Below are 23,994 nucleotides of genomic sequence, written 5' to 3' on the forward strand. Positions count from 1 at the left end.
CGGCTCCCCGGCCCACTCGCCCTGCATGCCAACAACACTGGCCCCGACGCAACCGCGTCGGGGCCAGAACCGCAACATTTTCAGTGATCTTCTAGCAGGCCAGTTGGCCTGACAGACAGGTGAAGCCCCTGGTAGAGGGGTTCTCGACCAAGAAATCCGTCTCCGCCAAAGGCTTCGTGTGCTTGTCTACCCGTCCGCCGTCGACGTGTCCAACTCTGCCCTTCGCTTCCTGTCCGCCAAGCTGCGCCGGCACCGCCGGAACTCGGCACCCGATGGCGGCGCCTGAGCGCCGGCCGCCAGGCCCCGCTCGCTCTCGCCCATCTCGATGTGCGGCGCAGGCGCATTCGCGCCATGGGAGCGCACCCATCGCGTCGGCCTGCGGGAATCCTGCAACTGGCGCCCAGGGAAAGCGATTTCCCCAGGTCATCGGTTTTCGTAGGGGTCATAAAAAGGGGATGCACACCTCTTGACGTTCGGTGAGCCGAACGGATCTCATGGGCGGAGCCGTTTGGTCTCGTTTGCTTCTGATCGATCGTGTGCCATCCGGTTTGAATTCCGACGACCGTCGCTCTGCCCCAGGAGCTGTTCATGCAACTTTCTTCCTCTGGCCTCTCCTCTCCCGGCCCCGCTCGCCGCACGCTGCTGCGGGGGGTGGGCGGGGCGGTTGCGCTGGGCGCCGGCGTCCCGCTGCTGAGCGCCTGCGGGGGCAGCGGCTCGGCGCGCGACCCGAAGACCGTCACGGTCGGCTCCAACGCGTCGGACGCGGTGCCGAAGAAGGCGTTCGCCGACATCTACGCGGCGTTCGGGAAGAAGTCCGGGCTCACGGTCGACGTGAACACCAAGGACCACAACACCTTCCAGGAGCAGATCAACTCCTATCTGCAGGGCACGCCGGACGACGTGTTCCACTGGTTCGCCGGCTACCGGATGCAGTTCTTCGCGGCCAAGGGCCTGACCACGCCGATCGACGACGTGTGGAAGACCATCGGGGGCAACTTCCCCATCGCGATGAAGGTGCTCAGCCAAGGTGAGGACGGCAAGTACTACTTCGTGCCGCTGTACACGTACCCCTGGGCGGTCTTCTACCGGAAGAGCGTCTTCAAGCAGTACGGTTACGAAGTCCCCACCACTTGGGACGACTTCGTAGCTCTGTGCGGGCAGATGAAGAAGGACGGGCTCGTCCCGATCGCCTTCGGTGACAAGGACGCCTGGCCCGCGATGGGCACCTTCGACCAGATCAACTTCCGCGCCAACGGCTACGACTTCCACGTCGAGCTGATGGCCGGCAGGGCGTCCTGGACCGACGCCAAGGTGCGCAAGACCTTCGACCTGTGGACGGAGATCCTCCCCTACCACCAGGAGGGCGCCGTCGGCCGCACCTGGCAGGACGCCGCCCAGACGCTGGTGTCGAAGAAGGCCGGCATGTACCTCCTGGGCTCCTTCGTGGCCCAGCAGTTCACCGACAAGGCCGCCTTGGACGACCTCGACTTCTTCGCCTTCCCGGAGATCAACTCGGCTTACGGCCAGGAGACCGTCGAGGCGCCGACCGACGGCTTCATGCTCTCCAAGGCCCCGAAGAACAAGGCCGGTGCCGTCAAGCTGCTGGAGTACCTGGGCACGCCGGAGGCCGAGGCGCTCTACCTCAAGTCCGACCCGAGTGTCGTCGCCGCTTCCAGGACGGCGGACACCTCCTCGTACACCCCGCTGCAGAAGAAGGCGTACGACATGATCTCCGGCGCCAAGTCCCTGACCCAGTTCATGGACCGCGACTCCCGCCCGGACTTCACCTCCACGGTGATGCAGCCCGCGCTGCAGAAGTTCATCCGTGACCCCAAGGGCGTCGACAGCCTGCTGTCCTCGATCGAACGCCAGAAGAAGACGATCTTCGCCGCCTCATGACTGTCACGCGGAACACCGGGACCGGGACCGGAATCACCAGCACCCCGGGGGCGACCAATCCCACGCCCCCGCCCCCGGGGCACTCGGAGACGACATTGGCAAAGGGAAGGGGCGAGCAGGTGCCCCAGGGGCACCGCCGTCTGCTGACCCGCCGTGACCGGCTCACTCTCGGTCTGATGGCGGGTCTGCCGACGATCCTGCACATCGCCCTGGTGTGGGTCACCGCGCTCGCCTCGATCGCGCTGGCCTTCGCCACCTGGGACGGCATCGGCTTCGACTCGATCAAGTGGGTCGGGCTGGACAACTTCAGGGAACTGTTCACCAACAACCCGCAGTTCTGGCCCGCCGTCCAGCACAACGTCATCTGGCTCGCCGTTCTGATCCTCGTACCCATGCCGCTGGGGATGTTCCTGGCGGTACAGCTGGACAAGAAGATCCGGTTCAGCAGGGTCTACCAGACGGCCTTCTTCCTGCCCGTAGTGATGTCGTTCGCCGTCATCGGCTTCGTCTGGCAGCTCGTCTACAACCCCGACACCGGCCTGATCAACAGCATCATCGGCGCCAACGAGCCCGGTAAGTACATCGACTGGATCGGTGACCCGGACCTCAACCTGTGGGCGATCCTCGTCGCCGCGTCCTGGCGGCACGCCGGCTACATGATGATCCTCTACCTGGCCGGTCTGAAGGGCGTCGACCCGTCGCTGCGCGAGGCCGCGGCGATCGACGGGGCGGGCGAGTGGCAGACGTTCAAGAACGTCGTCTTCCCCACCCTGCGCCCCACCAACACGATCGTCCTGGTCGTCACCATCATCGAGGCGCTGCGCGCCTTCGACCTGGTCTTCGTCTTCAACAAGGGCGCCGAGGGCACCGAGCTGCTGTCGATCCTCGTGACCAACAACATCGTCGGCGAGTCGAGCCGGATCGGATACGGCTCCGCGATCGCGGTCGTGCTGCTGCTGATCTCCCTCGCCGTGATCATTCCTTACCTGGTGAGCACCTTCCGGAAGGAGCGGCGAGCATGAGCACCGCGACTGTTGCCGTGAAGAAACGCACGCCGGTCCGCCCCGCCCGGGTCCTGCTGCACGTCGTGCTCGGCAGCATGGCGCTGGCCTGGCTGGCGCCGCTGCTGTGGGCGATCTACGCGGCCCTGCGCCCGTACGCCGAGACCAGCGAGAAGGGCTACGTGTCCTGGCCCGACAAACTGAGCCTCGACAATTTCACCAACGCCTTCCAGCAGTCGGAGATGCTGCACTACTTCGGGAACACGCTGCTGATCGCCGTGCCGGCGGTGCTGCTGACGCTGTTCCTGTCCTCGATGGTCGCCTTCTACGTCAGCCGCTTCGACTTCCGCCTCAACCTGGCGCTGCTGCTGGTCTTCACCGCGGGCAACCTGCTGCCGCAGCAGGTCATCATCACCCCGCTGTACCGCATGTACCTGCTCATCGACCTGCCCGGCATCACGATGAGCGGCAAGCTGTACGACTCCGCGCTCGGCCTGGTGCTGATCCACGTCGCCTTCCAGTCCGGCTTCTGCGCCTTCGTACTCAGCAACTACATGAAGATGCTGCCGCACGAGCTGACCGAGGCCGCGCTGGTGGACGGCGCCTCGGTGTGGCGGCTGTACTGGCAGATCACCCTGCCGCTGTGCCGTCCGGCGATGGCCGCCCTGGCGACGCTGCTGTCCATCTGGATCTACAACGACTTCTTCTGGGCCATCGTCCTGATCTCCACCGGCGAGAACATGCCGATCACCTCGGCGCTCAACAACCTCTCCGGCCAGTACTTCACCGACCCCAACCTGGTCGCCGCCGGCGCCCTGCTCACCGCGATCCCCACCCTGATCGTCTACTTCCTGCTGCAACGCCAGTTCGTCAGCGGCCTCACCCTCGGCGCCAACAAGGGCTGATCGCCGGACCGCGCCGCCCCCGTCCCACCCCCATCCTCCTGGAGCCGGTATTGAGCACAGAGCGGCAGCTGTCCCTCCCCGGCACGAACGCACACGCCCCACCACACCCGTCCCGATCAAGAGCAGGAGACTCCGGACCGTTGCATGCCGACCTCTGCTGCAGGTGCAACCGCTGGACGGACGCCCCCATTTCCGTGGGCTTCATCCAGCGGTCGAGCGCCCCCGACCGGGTGCTCTCCGTCTGCCAGGACTGCGTCCCCCGTTTCACCTGAGCTCCTCGCGCAGCCGACGAACCCCATCCGTCCCGCACCAGCAGCCGCCGGCGGGGCGGGGGGCGATGACGGCCTTGCCGACTGCGATGACGACGGCCTCGCCAGACTCCTGCCGGGCTGCCGTCGAACACCTCGGGGAAGTCCGCTGACCGGGACTCGGCCGAAGGCCGACAGCGGACGCACCTCACTTCCAATCCCTCGATCTTGGCCCCACCCGCACATCATGTGAGCCCCTGACCAGGGTGGGGTCAACCCTCATTCCCGATCAAGCCCAGCACAGATCGACGAATGGGACCAAGAGCCGCCCGAGGGCGGGTGCGACTCGCCTTGCTGAACCCGCCCTCCTGTTCACGAAGGAGCAATGATGCTCAGACGTGTTCTCACGCCATTGCTGGCCGCCTGCGCCAGCTTGCTCGCACTACTGGTGGTCGCGCCGCCCGCCCAGGCCGCCCCGGTCACCCTGGACAACCCCAACGATTTCATCGGGACCAATGGCGACCCGGTCGACGCACACGGCGGCGGGATGATCAAGCACACCGATGGCTACTACTACTGGTTCGGGGAGAACCGCCACCCGAACTACACCTTCAAGGCCGTCTCCGTCTACAAGTCGGCCGACCTGAAGACGTGGGAGTGGGTAGGCGATGCCCTCAACCAGGCGAGCGATCCCGAGCTGAAGTCCGCCAAGATCGAGCGTCCCAAGGTGATCTACAACAGCACCACCAAGAAGTTCGTCATGTGGATGCACAAGGAGAACGCCACGGACTACGTCGAGTCGAGGGCCGCCGTCGCCGTCTCCGACAAGATCGAGGGTCCCTATGACTATCTGAGCAGCTTCCAGCCGCCGAGTGGCAACGACACCACCCAGACCACTGAGTCCCGGGACATGACGCTGTACGTGGACAAGAACGCGGACGGAAGTGAGACCGCCTACCACGTAACGGCCACCAAGAACAACGCCGACCTGCGCATCTACAAGCTCAACGCCGACTTCACCGGGTACGCCGACAATCCGTTGGTCGCCAACCCCTGGCCGGGCCAGAACCGGGAGGCCCCGGCGCTGTTCAAACGTGACGGTGTCTACTTCATGCTGACCTCCGGCCTCAGCGGCTGGAATCCCAACCAGCAGATGTACGCCACCGCCGCCGGCATCGCCGGCCCCTGGACGGAGATGAAGGAGGTCGGTGACGGCATCGGCTACAACTCCCAGACCACGTTCGTCCTGCCCATCGAGGGCACGTCGGGCAACACCTCGTTCCTGTACATGGGCGACCGGTGGGCCGGCGCCGAGATGAACGGGGAGGGCCCGGTCAACGACTCCACGTACGTCTGGCTGCCGTTGACCTTCCCGACCAGGACCACCATGAACCTGCCCTGGTACCCCAAGGTCGAGATCGACGTGGCGGCGGGGACGGTCAAGGGCGTGGGCGGCGGCCCCTACTACAACCTCGTGGCCCGGCACAGCGACAAGTGTGTCGACGTCCAGGACAACTCCGCGGCCGACAACGGCCACGTCATCCAATTCGACTGCAACGGCGGCCTCAACCAGCAGTGGCGTCTGGAGGACGCGGGCGGCGGCTACTACCGCATCCTCGCCCAGCACAGCGGCAAGTGCCTGGATGTCGAGGGTGGTTCCACCGCAAAGGCCTTCGTCAACCAGTACAAGTGCGGCAGCGGCCAGAACCAGCAATGGAAGTTCGAGGACCAGGGCAACGGCTACTACCGTCTGGTAGCCCGGCACAGCGGACTTTGCCTGGACGTCCAGGAGGGCTCCGCCGACAACGACGTCCGCCTCATCCAGTACAAGTGCGGAACCGGCACCAACCAGCAGTTCAAGCGGCTCACCGTTTGACCCCCTGGACCGACGCGGTTGTGCACACCGCCCGACGCGGGTGCCGGGCCGACCCCGGACCGGCCCCCGCGTCGGCCGCCCCGAGCCCGTGGGCAATGCTCATGCCCCTGGCCATGCAAGACGCCCAGGTAAATCCGGACCCGACACTGCGAGCCGTACGAGTGCCAGTCCTGCCGCAGACGGCTGCACCGCCCCGGCCCGAACCCTCGCTCATCCCCCTTGCCGTCAGTGGACGACTGCCATCACGGCGCCGCGCCGCCGCCGGGGGCCAGGGCATCGGGGCGGGTGCGCATCCCAACCCCTCGAAGTCGTAAGGAGCCAGCGTGCTTCGAATGTCCCGGGGCCGTTATGCCCTGTTTGCAGTTATGGCGATGATATTGAGCGTGATATCGGGGGTGGCGACTCCCCGCGCGTACGCCGCAGTCTCGACATCGATCATCGTCGACGGCACCAAGCCAGGCCGGGTGTTCGACGGAGCCGGCGCGATCAGTGGAGGTGGAGGAAACTCTCGACTGCTGATCGACTATCCCGAACGGCAGCGCAACGAAATCCTCGACTACTTGTTCAAGCCCGGCGTCGGCGCCTCGCTGCAGGCACTCAAGCTTGAGATCGGAGGGGACACCAACTCCACCGACGGCGCCGAACCCAGCCACGAGCACACCAGGGGCAAGGTGGACTGCGACGCCGGCTATGAGTGGTGGCTGGCCCGCGAGGCCCAGGCCCGAAACCCGAACATCACGTTCTCCGCCCTGGCTTGGGGCGCACCGGGCTGGGTCGGCGGCGGGGACTTCTGGACCAAAGACACGATCGACTACCTGATGCGCTGGATGGACTGCGCAAAGCAGAACAACCTGGAGATCGACTATCTCGGCGGCTGGAACGAGCGGGGGTGGAAAGCCTGGTGGTTTGTCGACCTCAAGAACGCCCTCAAGTCGAAGGGCTACGCGACCAAGGTCGTGGCAGCTGAGCACAACTGGGATGTAGTCGACGAGATGGAGAGCAACACGGCGTTCCGGGAGGCGGTGGACGTCATCGGCGTGCACTACCCGTGCGGCTACTCGGGTTCGGGAGCCATCGGCAACAACCACGCGACCACCGCCTGCCCCGAGTACAACACAACAAATCCCTCGTCCGACTGGAACCGCAACCGGAAGGCCCAGAACATGGGCAAGGTACTGTGGGCCAGCGAGAACGGATCGCAGGACACCGAGGCGGGCGCCGCGAACGTGGCGCGGGCTCTCAACCGGGACTACATCGACGGTCGGATGACCGCGTACTACAACTGGCCGTTGGTGGGCGCGCTCTACCCAAACACCTACTTCGCCTTCAACGGGCTCGTGTCAGCCAACCAGCCTTGGTCGGGCCACTATCGTGTCGGCAAGACCACCTGGGTCATGGCCCACACGACACAGTTCACAGAGGTCGGATGGCGGTACCAGGATTCCGCCAGTGGCTATCTGGGCGGTGACCGCACCAACGGCAGCTATGTGACGCTGCGAGCACCCGACGGTGGCAACTACAGCACGATCGTCGAGACGACGCAGGCCACCGCCCCGCAGACGCTGGATGTCCAGGTCACCGGCGGGCTGTCAACGGGTCAGGTTCATGTGTGGGCCACGAACGTCAACACGAACTCGGACGGTGATGACAACTTTGCGCACACCACCGACGTCACCCCCTCCGACGGCAAGTACACCGTGACACTGCAGCCCGGCCACGTCTACACGCTGACCACCAAGGCCGGGGGAGGCAAGGCCGCGACGACAGCGCCGGCGGTCGACTCGCTGAGCCTGCCGCAGTACAACGACTTCGAGACGCCGGGCATCACCGAGTCTCCGAAGTACTTCACGGACATGAACGGCGCCTTCGAGACCATGACCTGCGGTGGCGGACGCGGGGGCACGTGCCTGCGTCAGATGGCCACGGCAAAGCCGATTCGCTGGACCAACGAGACGTACTACGCTCCGTACACCTTCATGGGCGACGACGCGTGGAGCAACTACACCGTCAGCGCGGACGCCATGCTGGAACAACCCGGCGCAGTGGAACTCCTTGGCCGCGTGGGCATGCAGGGCAGGAACAACAACGGCCTGGAGGCGTACCGTCTGCGGGTGAGTGACACGGGTGCCTGGTCGATCCTCAAGAGCGACAAGGAGTGGAACTTCACCACCCTGAAGAGCGGCACCACAGCGGCCCTCGGCACCAACCGCTGGCACTCCGTCGCCCTGACCATGCAGGGATCGACCATCACCGCCAAGGTCGACGGCAGAGTCCTGGGCAGCGTCACCGACTCGACCTACGCTCACGGCCGCGCCGGCCTGGGCACGGTCGACTCCGTCGACGCGACGGCGGTGAGCGGATACGAGACGCAGCAGTTCGACGCCTTCTCGGTCGCGCCCGGGACCGATCCGACCCCCAAGCGTGTCGGCGCCATCCCTTCGGGCATCGCCGACATGTGCCTGGATCTCCCCGAGGGCAAGCTCGAGAATGCGACTCGAGTGAAGACCTACCAGTGCAACAACAGTTTCGCGCAGACCTGGACCTACAACCCGGCCGACGACACGATCAGGATCGGCGGCACCTTCTGTCTGGATGTCCCCAGGAAGGCCACGACGAACGGCACCAAGGTCGAGATCTACACCTGCAACGGTGGATACAACCAGAAGTGGACGCAGCTGGCCGACGGCAGCCTCCGCGCCACACAGTCCGGCCGATGCCTGGACGTCCCGGAGTTCGCCACCAGCCCTGTCGAGGTTGAGATCTACACCTGCAACGGCGGTAACAACCAGAAGTGGAAGCTCCCCGTCTAGGAAGTTGGCGGAGATCCCCTGGCATCCAGGAGATCTCCGCCCCACCTCGACACCTCCCTGAACCCCGCTCCTTCGAGCTCCATGGTCCCGGGTAGACACATGCGCGGATCGACGGCGCCCCGGGCGAGAACGCACGTGCTGATCACGCAGAAGCCATGGGGCCGGCGGCAAGAGGTGGACTGCCGGACCTTCGGATGCCCCGCGCCGGGCCCGCCCCTCACCACACAAAGACCCATGAAGGAGGTTCTCATGCAGGTAGCCAGACGTCTCGCGGTCCCGGTCGGCCTAGGCCTCGCGGCATGCGCCCTGACCGGGACCGGCGTTCCGGCCCACGCGGCCTCGGCAGCCCCCGTCTCCGGCACCGTCTACACCCTGACGAACGTCGCGAGCAAAAAGCTGATGGACGTCAAACTCGCCTCGACCGCCCCCGGCGCACCCGTCATCCAATACACGTCGAACAACGGGGCCAACCAGCAATGGTTGCTGACCCGGACCAGCTCCGGCGCCTACACCGTCAGGAGCGCCAACAGCGGCCTGTGTCTGGACACACCCGCCCCGCAGAGCCTCATTCCGCAGCTCGTCCAGAACCCCTGCGACGGCTCCGGCAGACAGCAATGGAAGCTCCAGCCCGCCGGCGACGCCTACAACCTTGTCAACGCCGCCAACGGCCTGGTCGTCGACAACAAGCAGTCGTTGGACAAGGACGAAAACGAGATCATCCAGTGGCCGTCCAATGGCGGCGCCAACCAGCGCTGGACCCTCACCCCGGTCTCCGCCCCGCGCACCCGGGTCGGCACCTACGCCGCCGGCCTGATGTCCAACGGAGAGTCCTTCACCAACCAGAGCATCCGCATGGTCGCCCACACCACCGTCGCAGGGTCCAAGCTCCGTGTCCGACTGAGCAACCGCTACGGCACCGGACCGCTGACCATCAACGCCGTCGACATCGCCCGGGAAGGCAGCACCCCCGGCACCGCCGTCCCCGGCACCCACCACACCGTCACCTTCAACGGCAGCGCCTCCGTCACCATCCCCGCCGGGCAGGACGTCGCCAGCGACCCGATCGAGATGGACGTGGCCGCGAACACCGACCAGCTCGTGAGCCTCCACCTGCCGGGCACGCCCGCCGGCACCACCTGGCACAGAGAGGCCCAGCAGGAGGCCTGGGTCTCCACCGCCGGTAACCACGTCACCGACGACGGCCTCGGCAACTACCCGACCAAGAAGTGGTCCTGGTTCTTCCTCGAAGGCCTGGACGTCATCTCCTCGACCGCCACCGGAACCCTGGTGTGCGTCGGGGACTCCATCACCGACGGCGTCGGTTCCACTTGGGGCGCCAACCGCCGCTGGCCCGACTATCTCGCCCAGCGCATGAACTCCGCCCCCGGCGGCCCCGGCCTCGGCGTCGTGGACGCCGGCATCGGCTCCAACCGCGTACTGACGACCGCCGACGGCAACAACCCCAGCCTCCTGGACCGATTCGCCCACGACGTGCTCGGCCAGCCCAACGTCACAAGCGTGGTCCTGCTGGAGGGCATCAACGACATCGGCAGCAACACCGGCCCGAACGGATCCAGCCCCGTGACCGCCGCGGATCTCGAGAAGGGCATGAAGACCGTGATCGACCAAGCCCACGCCGTCGGCGTGAAGATCATCGGCGGCACGCTCCTGCCCTTCAAGGGAGCCCACTACCACACGCCCTACGGCGAGCAGGTCCGCCAAGCCGTCAACCAATGGATCCGCACCAGTGGCGCCTTCGACGGCGTCATCGACTTCGACAAGGCCATGCAGGACCCCGGCAACCCTCAGGCCCTCAATCCCGCCTACGACAGCGGCGACCACCTGCATCCCAACGACGCCGGCTATCAGGCGATGGCCAACGCCGTGAACCTCGCCCTGCTCACGCCGTAAGTCAGCGTTTCTTCCCCCCTTCCTCCCCTGGAGAGCCGCATGTCCCGCACCGCCGCACGAAGTTGGCCCCGACGCATCACCGTCCGGGTGCTCGCTGCCGTCCTCGCCGTCACCGGCCTGGCCACGCTCGACCGGCCGGAGCCTTCGGCGCCCCTGTCCGCCGAACCGGCCGCCGTGAGCACCCATCAGATCGATGTCACGCCGCCGCCGATGGGCTGGGCCTCGTGGAACAGTTTCTTCAGCAGCATCGACCACAACGTGATCAAGCAACAGGCCGATGCCCTGGTCTCCTCCGGCATGGCCGCCGCCGGCTACAAGTACGTCAACCTCGACGACGGCTGGTGGCAGGGCCAACGCGACGCGAACGGCAACATCGTCGTCGACGAGAACCTGTGGCCCGGCGGCATGAAGGCCATCGCCGACTACATCCACAGCAAGGGCCTCAAGGCCGGCATCTACACCGACGCGGGCAAGAACGGCTGCGGCTACTACTACCCGACCACCCGGCCCGCGGCGCCCAACACCGGTATGGAGGGCCACTACCAGCAGGACCTGGAGACCTTCCAGCGCTGGGGCTTCGACTACGTCAAGATCGACTTCTGCGGCGGCCGTGTGGAGGGCCTGGACCAGGAGACGACGTACAAGCAGATCGCCGCCGCCAACGAGGCCGCCTCGGCCGTGACCGGTCGCAAGCTGGTGCTGTCGTTCTGCGAGTGGGGCTCCGGACGGCCGTGGAACTGGGCGACGGGCTACGGCGATCTGTGGCGCACCAGCGTCGACGTCGTGGAGTACAAGGAGACCCCGGGCCTGACGAAGATGTACCGCAACTTCGACGAGGCCCTCCAGCCCGCCGCCCAGCACACCGGGTACTACAACGACCCCGACATGCTGATGGTCGGCCTGAACGGAATGACCGCCGCCCGCAACCGGCTGCACATGAGCCTGTGGTCGATCGCCGGCGGTCCGCTGCTGGCCGGCAACAACGTCGCCACGATGAGCGCGGAGACCCGCGACATCCTCACCAACCCCGAGGTCCTCGCCGTCAACCAGGACCCGCGCGGCCTGCAGGGCGTCAAGGTCGCCGAGGACACCCGGGGCCTGCAGGTGTACGGCAAGGTGCTCTCCGGCACCGGCAAGCGCGCGGTCATGCTGCTCAACCGCACCGGCTCCGCCGCGAACATCACCGTCCGCTGGGCCGACCTCGGCCTGTCCCCGGCCTCCGCCACCGTGCGCAACGCCTGGACCCGCACCGACGCCGGATCGTTCGAGACCAGCTACACCACCTCCGTGCCGGCGAACGACGCGGTACTGCTGACCGTCTCCGGCACCGAGGCCTCCGGCAGCACCTACGAGGACACCACCACCGCCACCACCCCCACCTTCAGCAACATCACCGCCTCCACGGCGGGCACCAAGCTCGTCGACATCACCTACGCCAACGGCGGCAGCACCGCCCGCAAGGCCACCATCCAGGTCAACGGCCAGTACAAGTACGTCGTCGCCTTCCCGCCCACCGGCTCGGCCACCACCTACCGCACCGTGTCCCTGCTTGCGCACCTGGCCAAGGGGGCGAACACAGTCAGGTTCGCGGCGGTCTCCGGCAGCACCACCCCCGACGTCGACGCCCTCCGAGTCCAGGGCATCCCCGGCACCGACGGCGCGGCCCTCGTCGGCGCCGCTTCCAACCGCTGTGTGGACATCGACAAGAACGCCCACATCAACGGCACCCAGCCACAGTTGTGGGACTGCTCCGGCGGACGCAACCAGACCTTCCAGCAGACCTCGCGCGGCGAACTCGTCGTCTATGGCGACAAGTGCCTCGACGCCGTAGACGACGACAAGGACGACAAGGTGGTCATCTGGGACTGCCACGGCGGCACCAACCAGAAGTGGACCGTCCACTCGGACGGCACCATCACCGACCTCAACGGCAATTGCCTGGACGCCTCTGAGGAGGCAACCGCCAACGGCACCAGGCTGATCCGGTGGGACTGCAACGGCCAGGCCAACCAGAAGTGGACCCTCACCTGACACCCGTCGCAAGGGCCACGCGGTGAGGCGTGCGAACCGTGGCACAGCCAGCAGGTGATGCGGACGGCCGGCACCAGCCGGCCGTCCGCTGCACAGCCCGCCGTGCCCGCAGCGGTGTTCGCCCACCCCGAACGGCGGCATGGCCACGAGACCGGTCGAAGTGACAGATGTAAACGGAGCGACCAGGGCGAAGGCTGAAAGCCCGAACAGAAAGGAGGGCACTCCATGCCGGACGAGGTGTCCCCTCACCCCAGTCGCCGCGTCGTGGTCGGCGGTGGGCTGGCCGCCGTAGCGGTCGGTTCGTACCTGTCCGCGACATCGGCGGAGGGCACGCCCGTCGCCGAAGCGATGCGACAGGTCTCCCTCACCGTCAACGGCGAGCGCCGGAAGCTCGCCGTCGACCCGCGCAGCAGCCTCCTCGACACCCTGCGCGACGAGGTCGGCGTCACCGGCCCCAAGAAGGGCTGCAACCAGGGGGCGTGCGGGGCGTGCACCGTGCTGCTCGACGGACAGCGCGTCCTGTCGTGCCTCACCTTCGCGGTCCTGCACGACGGACAGGAAGTCACCACCGTCGAAGGCATCGCGGACGGCGACCGCCTGCACCCCGTGCAGCAGGCCTTCATGGACCACGACGCGTTCCAGTGCGGCTTCTGCACCTCCGGGCAGATCATGTCGGCTGTCGCGCTGCTGGAGGAGGAGCAGCCGGGGATCGCCGAGGAGCGCATCCCGGAAGCCATGAGCGGGAACCTGTGCCGGTGCGCGGCCTACTGCAACATCAGGGACGCGATCACGTCGGCCTCGGCCACGATGGCGAAGGGGCGGTAGCCGTGGAGCCTTTCGAGTACGTGCGCGCACGCAGCGCCGGCGAGGCGGTCGGTCTTCTCGCCCGGCACCCCGAGGCCGAGGTGATCGCCGGGGCCACGGATCTGACCACCCTGATGCGCGACGGCATCCGACGGCCGAGCCACCTCATCGACCTCAACGGGCTCGCCCTCGACAAGATCTCCGCCCTGCCGGACGGCGGGCTGCGTATCGGCGCGCTGTGCCGCAACGCCACCAATGACCAGCGGATCGTGCGGCGATTCCCCGTCCTTGTTGAGGCGTTGCGCTCGGGTGCGTCCCAGCAGATCCGCAACCGCGCCACCTTCGGCGGCAACCTCCTGCAGCGGGTGCGCTGCCCCTACTACCGGCAGCCCGAGTTCGCCTGCAACCGCCGCGATCCGGGCTCCGGCTGCGCGGCGCTGGACGGTGACAGCAGCCGGCACGCCATCCTGGGCACCAGTGGCTCCTGCGTCGCGGTCCATCCGTCCGACTGCGCCGTCGCGCTCCAGGCACTGGACGCCGAGGTCGTGGTTCGGGGGGCCCGTGGGGAGCGACGCATCCCGATCGACGCCTTCCACCGGCTGCCGGGCCGGACACCCGAGCGCGAAGTCATGCTGCGCGACGACGAGATCATCCTCGCGGTCGACCTGCCGGGCCGTGCCTCCTCGGCGCACTCCCACTACGTCAAGTTCCGCGAACGCGCCTCGTATGCCTTCGCGTTGGCGTCCGCCGCCGTCGCCGTGGAGGTGCGCGGCGGCACGGTCCGATCGGCCCGGATCGCGCTGGGCGGCGTCGCGCCCAAGCCCTGGCGCGCGAGGGCGGCGGAGCACGCCCTGCTCGGCCGGGCCTTCGACGAGGACGCCATCGACGCGGCCGCCCGCGCGGCGACCAGGGGTGCGGCCCCGCGCCCCGACAACACGTACAAGGTGAAGCTGGCCCAAGCGGTCGTACGGCGGGCCCTCATTGAACTCGGAGGTGCGCGATGACGTTCAGTACCGACCGTACCGAGGTTCCCGAATCCGGGATCGGCGCGCCGGTCAACCGCGTCGAGGCGCGCGACAAGGTCACGGGCTCGGCCCGCTACACCGCGGACGTGCGTCTGCGGGGCATGGTGCACGCCACCGTCGTCACGAGCACGATCTCCGCGGGCCGGGTGCGCCGTATCGACACCGGACGGGCCCTTGCCGCTCCCGGCGTGCTCACCGTCATCACCCACCGCGACCGGATGCCGTGGCGGGGCACCCCCGCCGGCACCGGCTACCTGGAGAATCGCTTCCCGCTCGCCGACGACAAGGTCACCTACTACGGGCAGCACCTCGCGATCGTCGTCGCCAAGAGCCTGGAGCAGGCCCAGCACGCGGCGTCACTCCTGGACATCGACTACGAGGTGCACGAGCCCGTGCCCACCATGGAAGAGGCGTTGCCCGACGCCTACACCGCGAGCGGGCGCCTCATCCGCCCGCCGTGGCCGCAGCACGTGGTGATCCCGCCGGGCGCCGACCCGCAGGCGGCACTGGCCGGTGCGGACGTGCGTACCGACTCCACTTATCGGGTGCCGCACTTCAGCCATGTGCCGCTGGAGCCGGGCGCGGTGGTCGCCGAGTGGTCGGGCGGCACGCTCACGCTGCACGACTGCAGCCAGGACGTGCACGGCCACCGGGAGGTCGTGGCCGCTGTGTTCGGGCTGCCGCAGGAACGCGTCCGGGTGCTGTCGCCGCTGGTCGGCGGGGCGTTCGGCAACAAGACCGACGTGTGGGGGCACTCCCTGCTCGCGGCGCACGCGGCCAGGGTGGTCCGACGGCCCGTCAAACTCGTGCTCAGCCGCAAGCAGGTGTTCACCTCGACGGGCCACCAGCCGCCGATCGTCCAGCGCATCCGGCTCGGCGCCAGCAGGGAGGGCAGGCTCGCCGTGATCCTCCACGACACGGTGAACGCGACCGAGATGCGCGGCGACCGGCCCGAGCCCGCCATCGTCTCCACCGCGGCCTCCTACGCCGCACCGGTCCTCGCCATGGACGCGAAGATCGCGAAGGTGAACATCGGCCCGTCCATCAGCCTGCGCTCCCCGGGCGACGCCCCCGGCTCCTTCGCCCTGGAGAGCGCCATGGACGAGCTGTCCTACCACCTCGGCATGGATCCCCTGGAGCTGCGCCGCCGCAACCACCTCACCATGGATCCGCTGACCGGCAAGCCGTGGAGCGCCAAACACCTCCTCCAGGCCTACGAGTTGGGAGCCGAGCGCTTCGGATGGGCCCGGCGCACGGCCGAGCCCCGCTCGATGCGCGACGGCGGCGAACTGGTCGGCTACGGCATGGCCACCGCCGTACGCGGCGAGATCCCCGACCAGGCGCGGGCCGAGGTGGAGATCCGCGCTGACGGAACGGCCCAAGTACGCACGGCCACGCAGGAGATCGGCACCGGGGCCCTCACCCTCGTCGCCCAGATCACGGCCGCGGGCACCGGCGTGCCCCTGGGCAGGGTGTCCGTCCGCGCGGGCGACACCAACCTGCCCAGGACCGCGGGCAACGCAGGGTCTCGCACCACGGGCTACACCGGCTCCGCCGTCCACCTCGCCGCCGAGAAGGCCCGCAAGGCCGCGGTGCGGATGGCCGTCACCGACCCGGACTCGCCCCTGCACGGGCTGGCGGACGGCGAGGTCGAAGCGGCCGACGGGAGGCTGTTCCACCGGGACGACACCAGGCGCGAGGAGACGTACCGTGCCCTGCTGGCCCGCCACGGCGGCAAGCCGGTGCTGGCCGAGGCGAGCTACACCCCCCGGACCTCCCACTCCGTGGCCACCTTCGGCGTGCACTTCACCGAGGTGAGGATCGACCCGGACCTGCCGAGGGTCCGCGTCACCCGGCACGTGGCGGTCTTCGACGTCGGCCGGATCACCAACCACAAGGCGGCCAGGAACCAGGCCCAGGGCGGCATCGTGTTCGGCATGGGCTGGGCGCTGATGGAGAAGCTGACGCCCGATCCGGTCTCCGGCCGGTACATCGACTCCGCGCTCACCGACTACCACATCCCGGTCAACGCCGATGTCCCCGACATCGAGGTCTTGTTCATCGACGAGCCCGACACCATCGCGCATCCGCACGGCAGCAAGGGCATGGGCGAGGTCGTCTCGGTCGGCGTCGCCGCCGCCATCGCCAACGCCGTTCACCACGCCACCGGCAGGCGGATCACCGACCTGCCCATCACCCCCGACAAGCTGGTGGGGTGACGTAGTGCTCGACATACTGCCGCAGCTGGCGGGGTGGTGGCGCGAGTCCCGGCCGTTCGCCCTGGCCACCCTCGTCGACGCGGCCGGCAGCACGCCGTTGCCGGTGGGCTCGGCGATGGCCGTCGACGGCGAAGGCACGGTGCTCGGCGCGATCAGCGGCGGCTGCGTCGACGTCGCCGCGACCGCGCAGGAGGTGCTGCGCGACGGCCGCCCCGTGCTGCGCCGCTACGGTCCCGCCGACCCCGACAGCGGACCGTTCGACGTCGGCCTTACCTGCGGGGGCACGGTCACCGTCTGGACCGAGCCGGTGCCGCCGGAGGGCGCTCGGTGGCTGCCCGTCCTGGCCGAGGCTGTCGGGGCCGGGCGCCCCGTCGCGCACGCCCTCCGGTTGCACGACACCGGCTCCTCGCACCTGGTCGTGCTGCCCGAGGGCGGCCGGGAGGGCAGCCTCGGAACGGGCGAGGCGGACCGCGATGCCGAGGCGACGGCGCGGCTTCTGCTTCCCGAAGGCGGCACCGCGGTTCTCAGCACCGGTCCGCATCCGGACGTCTTCGTCGCCGCACACCCTGCCCCGCCGTTGCTGGCGATCGTCACCTGGACACCGGTGGCCGGGCCCCTGGCCCGGATCGGCGCCGAGCTCGGCTACCGGCCCGTCGTTCTGGAGCATCGCCCGGTGTTCGCGGCGCAGGCACGGCACGCCGGTGGGGAGGTGCTTCCCGGGCTGCCGCAGACGGGACTGCGCACCCTGCGCGGCGAAGGCAGGCTCGACGGCCGCTCCGCCGTCGTGGTGCTCACGCACGACGCGCGGGTCGACGTACCGGCGCTGCTGGAAGCCGTGGATGCGGGCGTCGGATACCTGGGCGCGACCGGTTCGGCGGCGACGGTCCGGGACCGGAGTGGACGGCTGCGCGACGCCGGACTCGACGAGGCGGGGCTCTCGGCGATCCACTCGCCGATCGGCCTGCCCCTCGGCGGCCGTGCCCCGGCCGAGGTCGCCACGGCGATCGCGGCCCAGCTCGTCGCCGTACGGGTCAGCCCACGGCATCCAGGTCCGCGTCGCGCAGTTGGGAGCGGCTGCTGATGCCCAGCTTCGGGAACACCTTGTACAGGTGGTAGCCGACGGTCCGCGGGCTCAGGGAGAGCCGCGTGCCGATCTCCCGGTTGCTCAGCCCCTCCGCCGCCAGCCGGGCGACCTGCAGCTCCTGGACCGTCAGCCGGGCCGAGGGATCGCCACCACGCCGACGGGGCGCACCTCCCGCCGCACGCAGCTGGGCGCGGGCGCGCTCCGCTTCGCCCCGCGCCCCGAGGCCCGCCAGCGTCTCCAGTGCCGAGCGCAGCTGTGTTCTGGCCTCGCCCTCGCGCCGGTTCCGACGCAGCCACTTCCTGTACAGCAGTGCCGTATGCCCCCGGGCGAGCGGAGCGTCCGCCGCGCCCGGAGCCGAAAGAGCCGCCTGGAAGTGCTTGTCGGCCGTGTCGCCCTCCGCGAGCAGGGCGCGGATGCCGTGTCGGGACAGCTCGGGCCAGGCCAGAGTGGTCCGCTCCGACCACTCCTCGAACGCCCACGCCGAGTGCTCGGCGGCTTCCCTGCGGTCCGCCCGCACCTGCGCCTCCACCACGTCGAGGACGGCCTGCCGGGCCACCTGGCGGTGGGCGAACGGTGAACCCGGTTCGCCCAGCGCCGCCAGCCGCTCACAGGCCTCCGCGTAGTCACCGGCGGCCAGGGACAGCCGCCCCAGCGCCCACTGCGCGGTGCCCGCCGCCGACCTGTTGCCCTGCGGCACCGCCAGAGCCTGGGCGCGTTCGGCGTACCCGCGGCACTCCGCCGCCTCGCCGCGCCCGGCGGACAGCAGGGCCAGCACCGCGAGCAGATCCGCCTCCAGGACGGGTTGCCCGACGTCCCGTGCCATCCGCAACCCCTCCTGCGCGTGCGCCTCGCACTCGGACCACAGCCCGATCCGGTACTCCAGATCCGCAAGCCACGACAGGAGCAGTCCACGGACCGCGAGCATCCCGGAGGTGGCGAAACGGTCGCAGGCTTCCAGGATGAAGGACCGGGCCATCCGAGGGGAGGGCCCGAGATTGCTCAGCGCGGCAGGCCACACATGGCGGTGGGCGTCGTTGCGGCTGAGGCCCTCCGGCGCGGCTTGGAGGATCTGCCAGGGAGTCAGTCCGTCCCGGGGACGGCCGACGACCGCGTCCGCCAGCCAACTTCCGTACCGCGCATACCCGGGATCCTCGCCGCCGGCGGCCTCGATGAGGCGCGCGGCCCGCAGGGCCTCGTCCGTCCGGTCGGAGCGCAGCGCCCCGTCCACCGCCATGAAGGCCAGGGTCACCGCCTGCCCGGGGGAGTGGTTGATGAGCGCGGCCGCACTGTCCAGCAGCCGGGCCGTCGCCGCCTGCTGATCTCCGCCCCAGAGCTCCATCATGCCCCGCAGCCGGTCCAGTTCCAGCTGAGTGCCGACGTCCGCGGGCCGGGACAGCGCCTCCCTCAGCAGCGGCTGGGCCAGCTGAGGGCTGCCCGACTTCCAGGTGGCTTCGGCCGCCGCGGCGAGCCGCCTGGTGCGCTGCTGCTCCGTGGGGCTCAGCAGCGCGGCCCGGTGCAGTACGGCCGCGGCCACGGCGAGTCCGCCCCTGCGGCGCACGGTGGCCGCGCCGGCTTCCAGTGCTTCGGCCAGTTGCTCGTTGGGGCCGGTGGCCGCGAGCGCGCGGTGCCACACGGCCCGTTCGCGCTGCCCGCCTTCCGGGGGCTGCGTCGCCAGCTCGTCGGCGAGCGCGCGATGCGCGAGCGCACGCCGGCGAGCGGAGGCGTCGGCATACACCGCGGCCCGTACGAGCGGATGCCGGAAGCGCAACCGGGCACCCGACACCTCCTCCAGGTACCCGGCGGCCTCCACGACGTCCAGTGCCTGCTCGTCGACCGCCAGCCGCCGGGCTGCGGCAAGCACGGTGCCGGTGTGGCCGCTGTCCTCCGCTGCCGCTATCAGCAGCAGGGTGCGGGCCGATTCGGGCAGTTCCCGGGTGTGTTCGGCGAAGGTCTCGCGAAGTCGCAGGCTGAGCGGGGCGGTTCCGGTGAGTACGACCTTCTCCGCGACGTCCGCCGGACTGCCGAGCCGGACCAGTTCTTGGAGCGCCAGCGGGTTGCCTCCCACGGCGTCGGCGACGGCGCGCCTCGCTGGACCCGGGGTCCCCCAGCCGTGCTCGTCGAGGAGGGCGGACGCGGCGTCCGGGGCGAGCCCGCGGAGCGTGAGCCGCGGCAGGTCCCAGGTGGCCTCCCCGGCTTCGCGGACGGCGGCGAGGAAGGCGATGGGGCGGCCCTGGAGGCGGCGGGCGGCGAAGAGCAGCACACCGGCGGTGGCCGGGTCGAGCCAGTGCAGATCGTCCGCGACGAGCAGCAGCGGGGTGCGGGCCGCGGCCCGGTCCAACAGGGACAGCACGGCCATACGGACCATCAGATCCGCGGCCGGCGCCGTGGACAGGCCCAACGCGCTGCGCAGCGCGGCGACTTGATCGTCCGGCAGCTCCGGCAGCCGGTCGAGCAGCGGTGTCAGCAGCCGCTGTAATCCGCCGAAGGCCAGGGCGACTTCGGCCTGGACGCCCGAGCAGGTCAGTACGCGCGTGCCGCTGCCGGCCGCGGCGACAGCACGCCGTAGCAACGCGGTCTTGCCGACCCCGGCATCCCCCTCCACGATCAGCGCTCCGCCCTGGCCCGCACTGGCCTCCGCGACAAGCCGGCTCAGTGCGTGGAGTTCCTTCTGCCGCCCGTGGAGCATGCGGTGAGGCTACCTCTCTGTGTCAGTGGTGGTGGGTGACGAACGCCTCAACTGGGTCGATGTGTGGCGCGAGGATCCCCGCGAGGCTATTGTTGAGGAGTAGAACAACCGGTCTTTCTCCAGGGAGCGGCCGCCGACGCAGGACTTCCTCCCTACGCACATCGACGCCGAGGTCCTCCCCGCCCTCGGCTCAACCACCGCCTGACAAGGCCCGCACTCAGCCCTGACGTGACCGCCCACGTCGTAGGGCCGATCAGCCCTGCCTCCCCGCCGGGTTGATCACCCCTGCCCCGAAGAACCCACGACCCACGACCTGACTGGGAGTACGCCCTCGTGGCCACGTTTCTGTACAGACTCGGCCGACTCGCCTTCAGGCGACGGCATTTCGTCGCCCTCATATGGGTGGCATTGCTGACGCTCGCGGGCTTCGCCGCGGCCAGCGCCCACACGGCGGGCAATACGTCCTTCTCCGTCCCCGGCACCGAGGCCCAGAAGGCGTTCGACCTGCTGGAACAGCGCTTCCCCGGGATGAGCGCCGACGGCGGCACCGCCCGCGTCGTCTTCAAGGCACCCGCCGGCGAGAAGATGACGGACGCCGCCAACAAGGACACCGCGCAGAAGACCGTCGACGCGCTGGGCGAAGGCTCCGAGGTCGCCTCCGTCGCCGACCCGTACAAGGCCGACGCCGTCAGCAAGGACGGCACGATCGCCTACGCGTCGGTCAAGTACAAGGTCCCCGGCATGGAGCTGGAGGAGGGCACCCGGGAAGCCCTGGAGGAGGCCGCGCAGGACGCGCGGGACGCCGGGCTGACCGTGGAGGTCGGCGGTGACGCACTTCAGGCGCAGCCCGAGACCGGCGCCGGTGAGATCATCGGTATCGCGGTCGCCGCCGTGGTCCTGGTCATTACTTTCGGCTCACTGGTCGCGGCCGGCCTGCCGCTGCTGACGGCGCTCATCGGCGTCGGCATCGGGGTCTCGGCGATCACCGCCCTCGCCAGCGCCCTCGACCTGGGCTCGACCACGTCGACCCTGGCCTCGATGATCGGCTTGGCGGTCGGCATCGACTACGCCCTGTTCGTCGTCTCCCGCTACCGGACCGAACTGGCCGAGGGCCGCGAGCGCGAGGAGGCAGCGGGCCGGGCCGTCGGCACCGCGGGCTCGGCGGTGGTGTTCGCCGGCCTCACGGTCGTGATCGCGCTGGTGGGCCTGTCCGTCGTCAACATCCCGATGCTGACGAAGATGGGTGTCGCGGCCGCCGGCACGGTCGCCATCGCGGTTCTCATCGCACTGACGATGATCCCCGCGCTGCTCGGTTACGCGGGTCGGAGGGTCAAGCCGGCGGGCGAGAAGAGCAGGCTCCTGGGCGGCGCCCGGGCCGCGCGGAAGGCCGCTTCGGCCAAGGCGACCAAGGCGGCCAAGCCCAACATGGGCACGCGCTGGGCGAAGTTCGTCGTACGCCGTCCGATCGCTGTCCTGCTCCTCGGCGTCGTTGGCCTCGGCGCCGCCGCCGTCCCCGCGGCCTCCATGGAACTGGGTATCGGGGACGACAGCTCGTTGCCGACCTCGACGACGCAGCGCCGGGCGTACGACCTGCTGTCCGACGGCTTCGGCCCCGGCTTCAACGGCCCCCTGGTGGTCGTCGTCGACGCGAAGGCGAGCGACGACCCGGACGCCGCCTTCACCGAGGTCACCGACCGGATCAAGGGCCTCGAGAACGTCGCGACCGTGACGCCGGCCGCCCCCAACGAGGCGGGCGACACGGCCACGATCACCGTGATCCCGGCGTCCGAGCCGTCGTCGGTGACCACCGAGGACCTGGTGCACGCGATCCGGGACGCGGGCACGGACATCAAGGCCGACACGGAAGCGGACGTGCTGGTCACCGGGACAACGGCCATGAACACCGACATCGCGCAGAAGCTGAACGACGCGCTGATCCCGTATCTGGCTCTGGTCGTGGGCCTGGCGTTCCTGCTGCTGATCGTGGTCTTCCGTTCGATCCTCGTCCCGTTGAAGGCGGCCCTCGGCTTCCTGCTGAGCGTGATGGCGGCCCTCGGAGCCGTGGTCGCGGTCTTCCAGTGGGGCTGGATGGCCGACCTTGTGGGCGTCGACGAGACCCGTCCCATCGTGGCGATCATGCCGATTTTCATGATCGGCGTGGTCTTCGGCCTCGCGATGGACTACGAGGTGTTCCTCGTGACCCGGATGCGAGAGGCGTACATCCATGGCGAGAAGCCGAGCCAGGCCGTGGTGACCGGCTTCAACCACGGGGCACGGGTCGTGACGGCCGCGGCGGTGATCATGATCGCGGTGTTCGCGGGATTCGTCGGCTCCAGCGAGGCGATGGTCAAGATGATCGGCTTCGGCCTGGCGATCGCGGTCTTCTTCGACGCGTTCATCGTGCGGATGGCGATCGTCCCGGCGGTCCTGGCCCTGCTCGGCAAGAGGGCCTGGTGGCTGCCGAAGTGGCTGGACCGTGTGCTGCCGAACGTGGATGTCGAGGGGGAGGGGCTGCGGATGCAGGGTGACCGGGCCCACTCGTCCGGCCCGTCCGGCCCGGGCGATGTGAGGGGTGCGGGTCCGGGTGAGGAGCAGGGACTGGTGAAGGTCTGAGTGCTCAGACCTCGGCGGCCCCCGGTCTGACGGTGTGCGGTGAGCACATCATCAGACCGGGGGCGCTGTCGGTGGGCGGATGGCTTCTCCGACTGGAGAGGATCGGGCTGGTGGTGCCGCCACGGGTGGCGGCGCCGGCCGTCGTCAGTCCAGGGCCTCGCGGACGGCGGTCAGGATGGCTTCGGTGTCTGCGCCCAGCGCGCGGGCAGCTGAGGTGAAGTCCCGGGCCAGTGTGGCGAGTTGGTCCGGGCCGGGGCGGGTTGGTTCGGACGGGGGTGTCGCGACCCGGGTGCCTGCCCCGCGGCGGGTGCGGATCAGTTTCGCGGCCTCCAGCTCACGGTAGGCGCGGGCCACGGTGCCCGGTGCCAGGCCGAGGTCGGTGGCGAGCTGACGTACGGTCGGCAGGCGTTCGCCCTCGGTCAGTCGGCCGGTGACAATCAGGGCGGCGAGCTGGGCGCGGATCTGCTCGTACGGCGGTACCGGGCTGGTGGTGTCGACGCGGACGGCGAGTGCAGTCATCGTCGGGCCGTCCGGGGCGCCACTACGGTGAACAGGGACCATGCCAGGGTGATCAGGGACAGCAGGCCCAGGGGGTAGATCGCCAATGAGGTGATGGTGCCCATCATGCCTGCGCAGTTACTGTGCGTCAGGTAAGTGTGGATCATCAGAACGACGAGCGACAGCTGGGCCGAGACCAGTACCCCCCAGGCTGCGATGATCGCCCGCGAGCGGTCGCGGCGCTGCTGGTCGTGGGCCCCCCCCCCGGCGCCCCCCCCCCCCCCCCCCCACCCCGCCCCCAGGGCCGTGTGGCGGCGGAACAACCAGCTCTAGGACCCGGGGCAAACCCGCCCCGACAAAGACGGGATGGTGGGTTCCGGCACA

At 69.2% G+C, this 23,994-nt stretch carries 14 protein-coding genes and 1 pseudogene; 13 read left to right on the plus strand and 2 right to left on the minus strand.

From position 1 onward, the window contains the following. Positions 1-178: 178 nt before the first annotated feature. The 12 genes and pseudogenes from ACFV7R_RS42995 to ACFV7R_RS43050 form a co-directional block, all read left to right on the plus strand. Positions 179-324, plus strand: a pseudogene (locus tag ACFV7R_RS42995) (IS5/IS1182 family transposase); the annotation flags it as partial. Between the two features lie 264 nt (positions 325-588). Further along, on the plus strand, positions 589-1,899 hold the full coding sequence (locus ACFV7R_RS43000) for an ABC transporter substrate-binding protein (RefSeq protein ID WP_385274994.1): 1,311 nt from the start codon (positions 589-591) through the stop codon (positions 1,897-1,899). Beyond that, positions 1,896-2,921 carry a carbohydrate ABC transporter permease gene (locus ACFV7R_RS43005; RefSeq protein ID WP_385274997.1) on the plus strand — a complete coding sequence of 342 codons (1,026 nt, stop codon included), beginning with the start codon at positions 1,896-1,898 and terminating at the stop codon, positions 2,919-2,921. Before ACFV7R_RS43000 ends, ACFV7R_RS43005 begins: the two co-directional genes overlap by 4 nt. Further along, positions 2,918-3,805 (plus strand): carbohydrate ABC transporter permease, encoded by an 888-nt coding sequence (locus ACFV7R_RS43010; protein WP_385275000.1) that lies wholly within the window; start codon positions 2,918-2,920, stop codon positions 3,803-3,805. The genes ACFV7R_RS43005 and ACFV7R_RS43010 overlap by 4 nt, the downstream gene beginning before the upstream one ends. A 636-nt stretch (positions 3,806-4,441) precedes the next feature. Beyond that, positions 4,442-5,929 carry an RICIN domain-containing protein gene (locus tag ACFV7R_RS43015; RefSeq protein ID WP_385275003.1) on the plus strand — a complete coding sequence of 496 codons (1,488 nt, stop codon included), beginning with the start codon at positions 4,442-4,444 and terminating at the stop codon, positions 5,927-5,929. Between the two features lie 395 nt (positions 5,930-6,324). After that, positions 6,325-8,739, plus strand: coding sequence for a ricin-type beta-trefoil lectin domain protein (locus tag ACFV7R_RS43020; RefSeq protein ID WP_385275006.1), 2,415 nt, complete (start codon positions 6,325-6,327; stop codon positions 8,737-8,739). Between the two features lie 249 nt (positions 8,740-8,988). Then, positions 8,989-10,650, plus strand: coding sequence for a GDSL-type esterase/lipase family protein (locus ACFV7R_RS43025; RefSeq protein ID WP_385275009.1), 1,662 nt, complete (start codon positions 8,989-8,991; stop codon positions 10,648-10,650). 39 nt (positions 10,651-10,689) lie between these two features. Further along, positions 10,690-12,681, plus strand: coding sequence for a ricin-type beta-trefoil lectin domain protein (locus ACFV7R_RS43030; protein WP_385275012.1), 1,992 nt, complete (start codon positions 10,690-10,692; stop codon positions 12,679-12,681). A 225-nt stretch (positions 12,682-12,906) separates the two neighbouring features. Continuing rightward, a complete protein-coding gene (locus ACFV7R_RS43035; RefSeq protein WP_385275015.1) occupies positions 12,907-13,506 on the plus strand; it encodes a (2Fe-2S)-binding protein in 600 nt (199 codons plus the stop codon). Positions 13,507-13,508: 2 nt separating this feature from the next. Then, positions 13,509-14,489 (plus strand): FAD binding domain-containing protein, encoded by a 981-nt coding sequence (locus tag ACFV7R_RS43040; protein ID WP_385275018.1) that lies wholly within the window; start codon positions 13,509-13,511, stop codon positions 14,487-14,489. After that, a complete protein-coding gene (locus ACFV7R_RS43045; RefSeq protein ID WP_385275021.1) occupies positions 14,486-16,729 on the plus strand; it encodes a xanthine dehydrogenase family protein molybdopterin-binding subunit in 2,244 nt (747 codons plus the stop codon). The genes ACFV7R_RS43040 and ACFV7R_RS43045 overlap by 4 nt, the downstream gene beginning before the upstream one ends. A gap of 4 nt (positions 16,730-16,733) precedes the next feature. Continuing rightward, positions 16,734-17,810 (plus strand): XdhC family protein, encoded by a 1,077-nt coding sequence (locus ACFV7R_RS43050; protein ID WP_385275024.1) that lies wholly within the window; start codon positions 16,734-16,736, stop codon positions 17,808-17,810. Here ACFV7R_RS43050 and ACFV7R_RS43055 read toward each other — a convergent pair. Beyond that, a complete protein-coding gene (locus ACFV7R_RS43055) occupies positions 17,761-20,499 on the minus strand; it encodes an ATP-binding protein (RefSeq protein ID WP_385275027.1) in 2,739 nt (912 codons plus the stop codon). The two genes, ACFV7R_RS43050 and ACFV7R_RS43055, sit on opposite strands and share 50 nt — an antisense overlap. A 333-nt stretch (positions 20,500-20,832) precedes the next feature. Here ACFV7R_RS43055 and ACFV7R_RS43060 point away from each other — a divergent pair, with 333 nt between their 5' ends. Beyond that, positions 20,833-23,112, plus strand: coding sequence for an MMPL family transporter (locus tag ACFV7R_RS43060; RefSeq protein ID WP_385275030.1), 2,280 nt, complete (start codon positions 20,833-20,835; stop codon positions 23,110-23,112). 144 nt (positions 23,113-23,256) lie between these two features. Here ACFV7R_RS43060 and ACFV7R_RS43065 read toward each other — a convergent pair whose 3' ends face one another. Then, on the minus strand, positions 23,257-23,631 hold the full coding sequence (locus ACFV7R_RS43065) for a GntR family transcriptional regulator (RefSeq protein ID WP_385275033.1): 375 nt from the start codon (positions 23,629-23,631) through the stop codon (positions 23,257-23,259). Positions 23,632-23,994 lie beyond the last annotated feature (363 nt).

This window comes from Streptomyces sp. NPDC059866 (assembly GCF_042731325.1).
GTDB classification, from domain to species: domain Bacteria; phylum Actinomycetota; class Actinomycetes; order Streptomycetales; family Streptomycetaceae; genus Streptomyces; species Streptomyces flavusporus.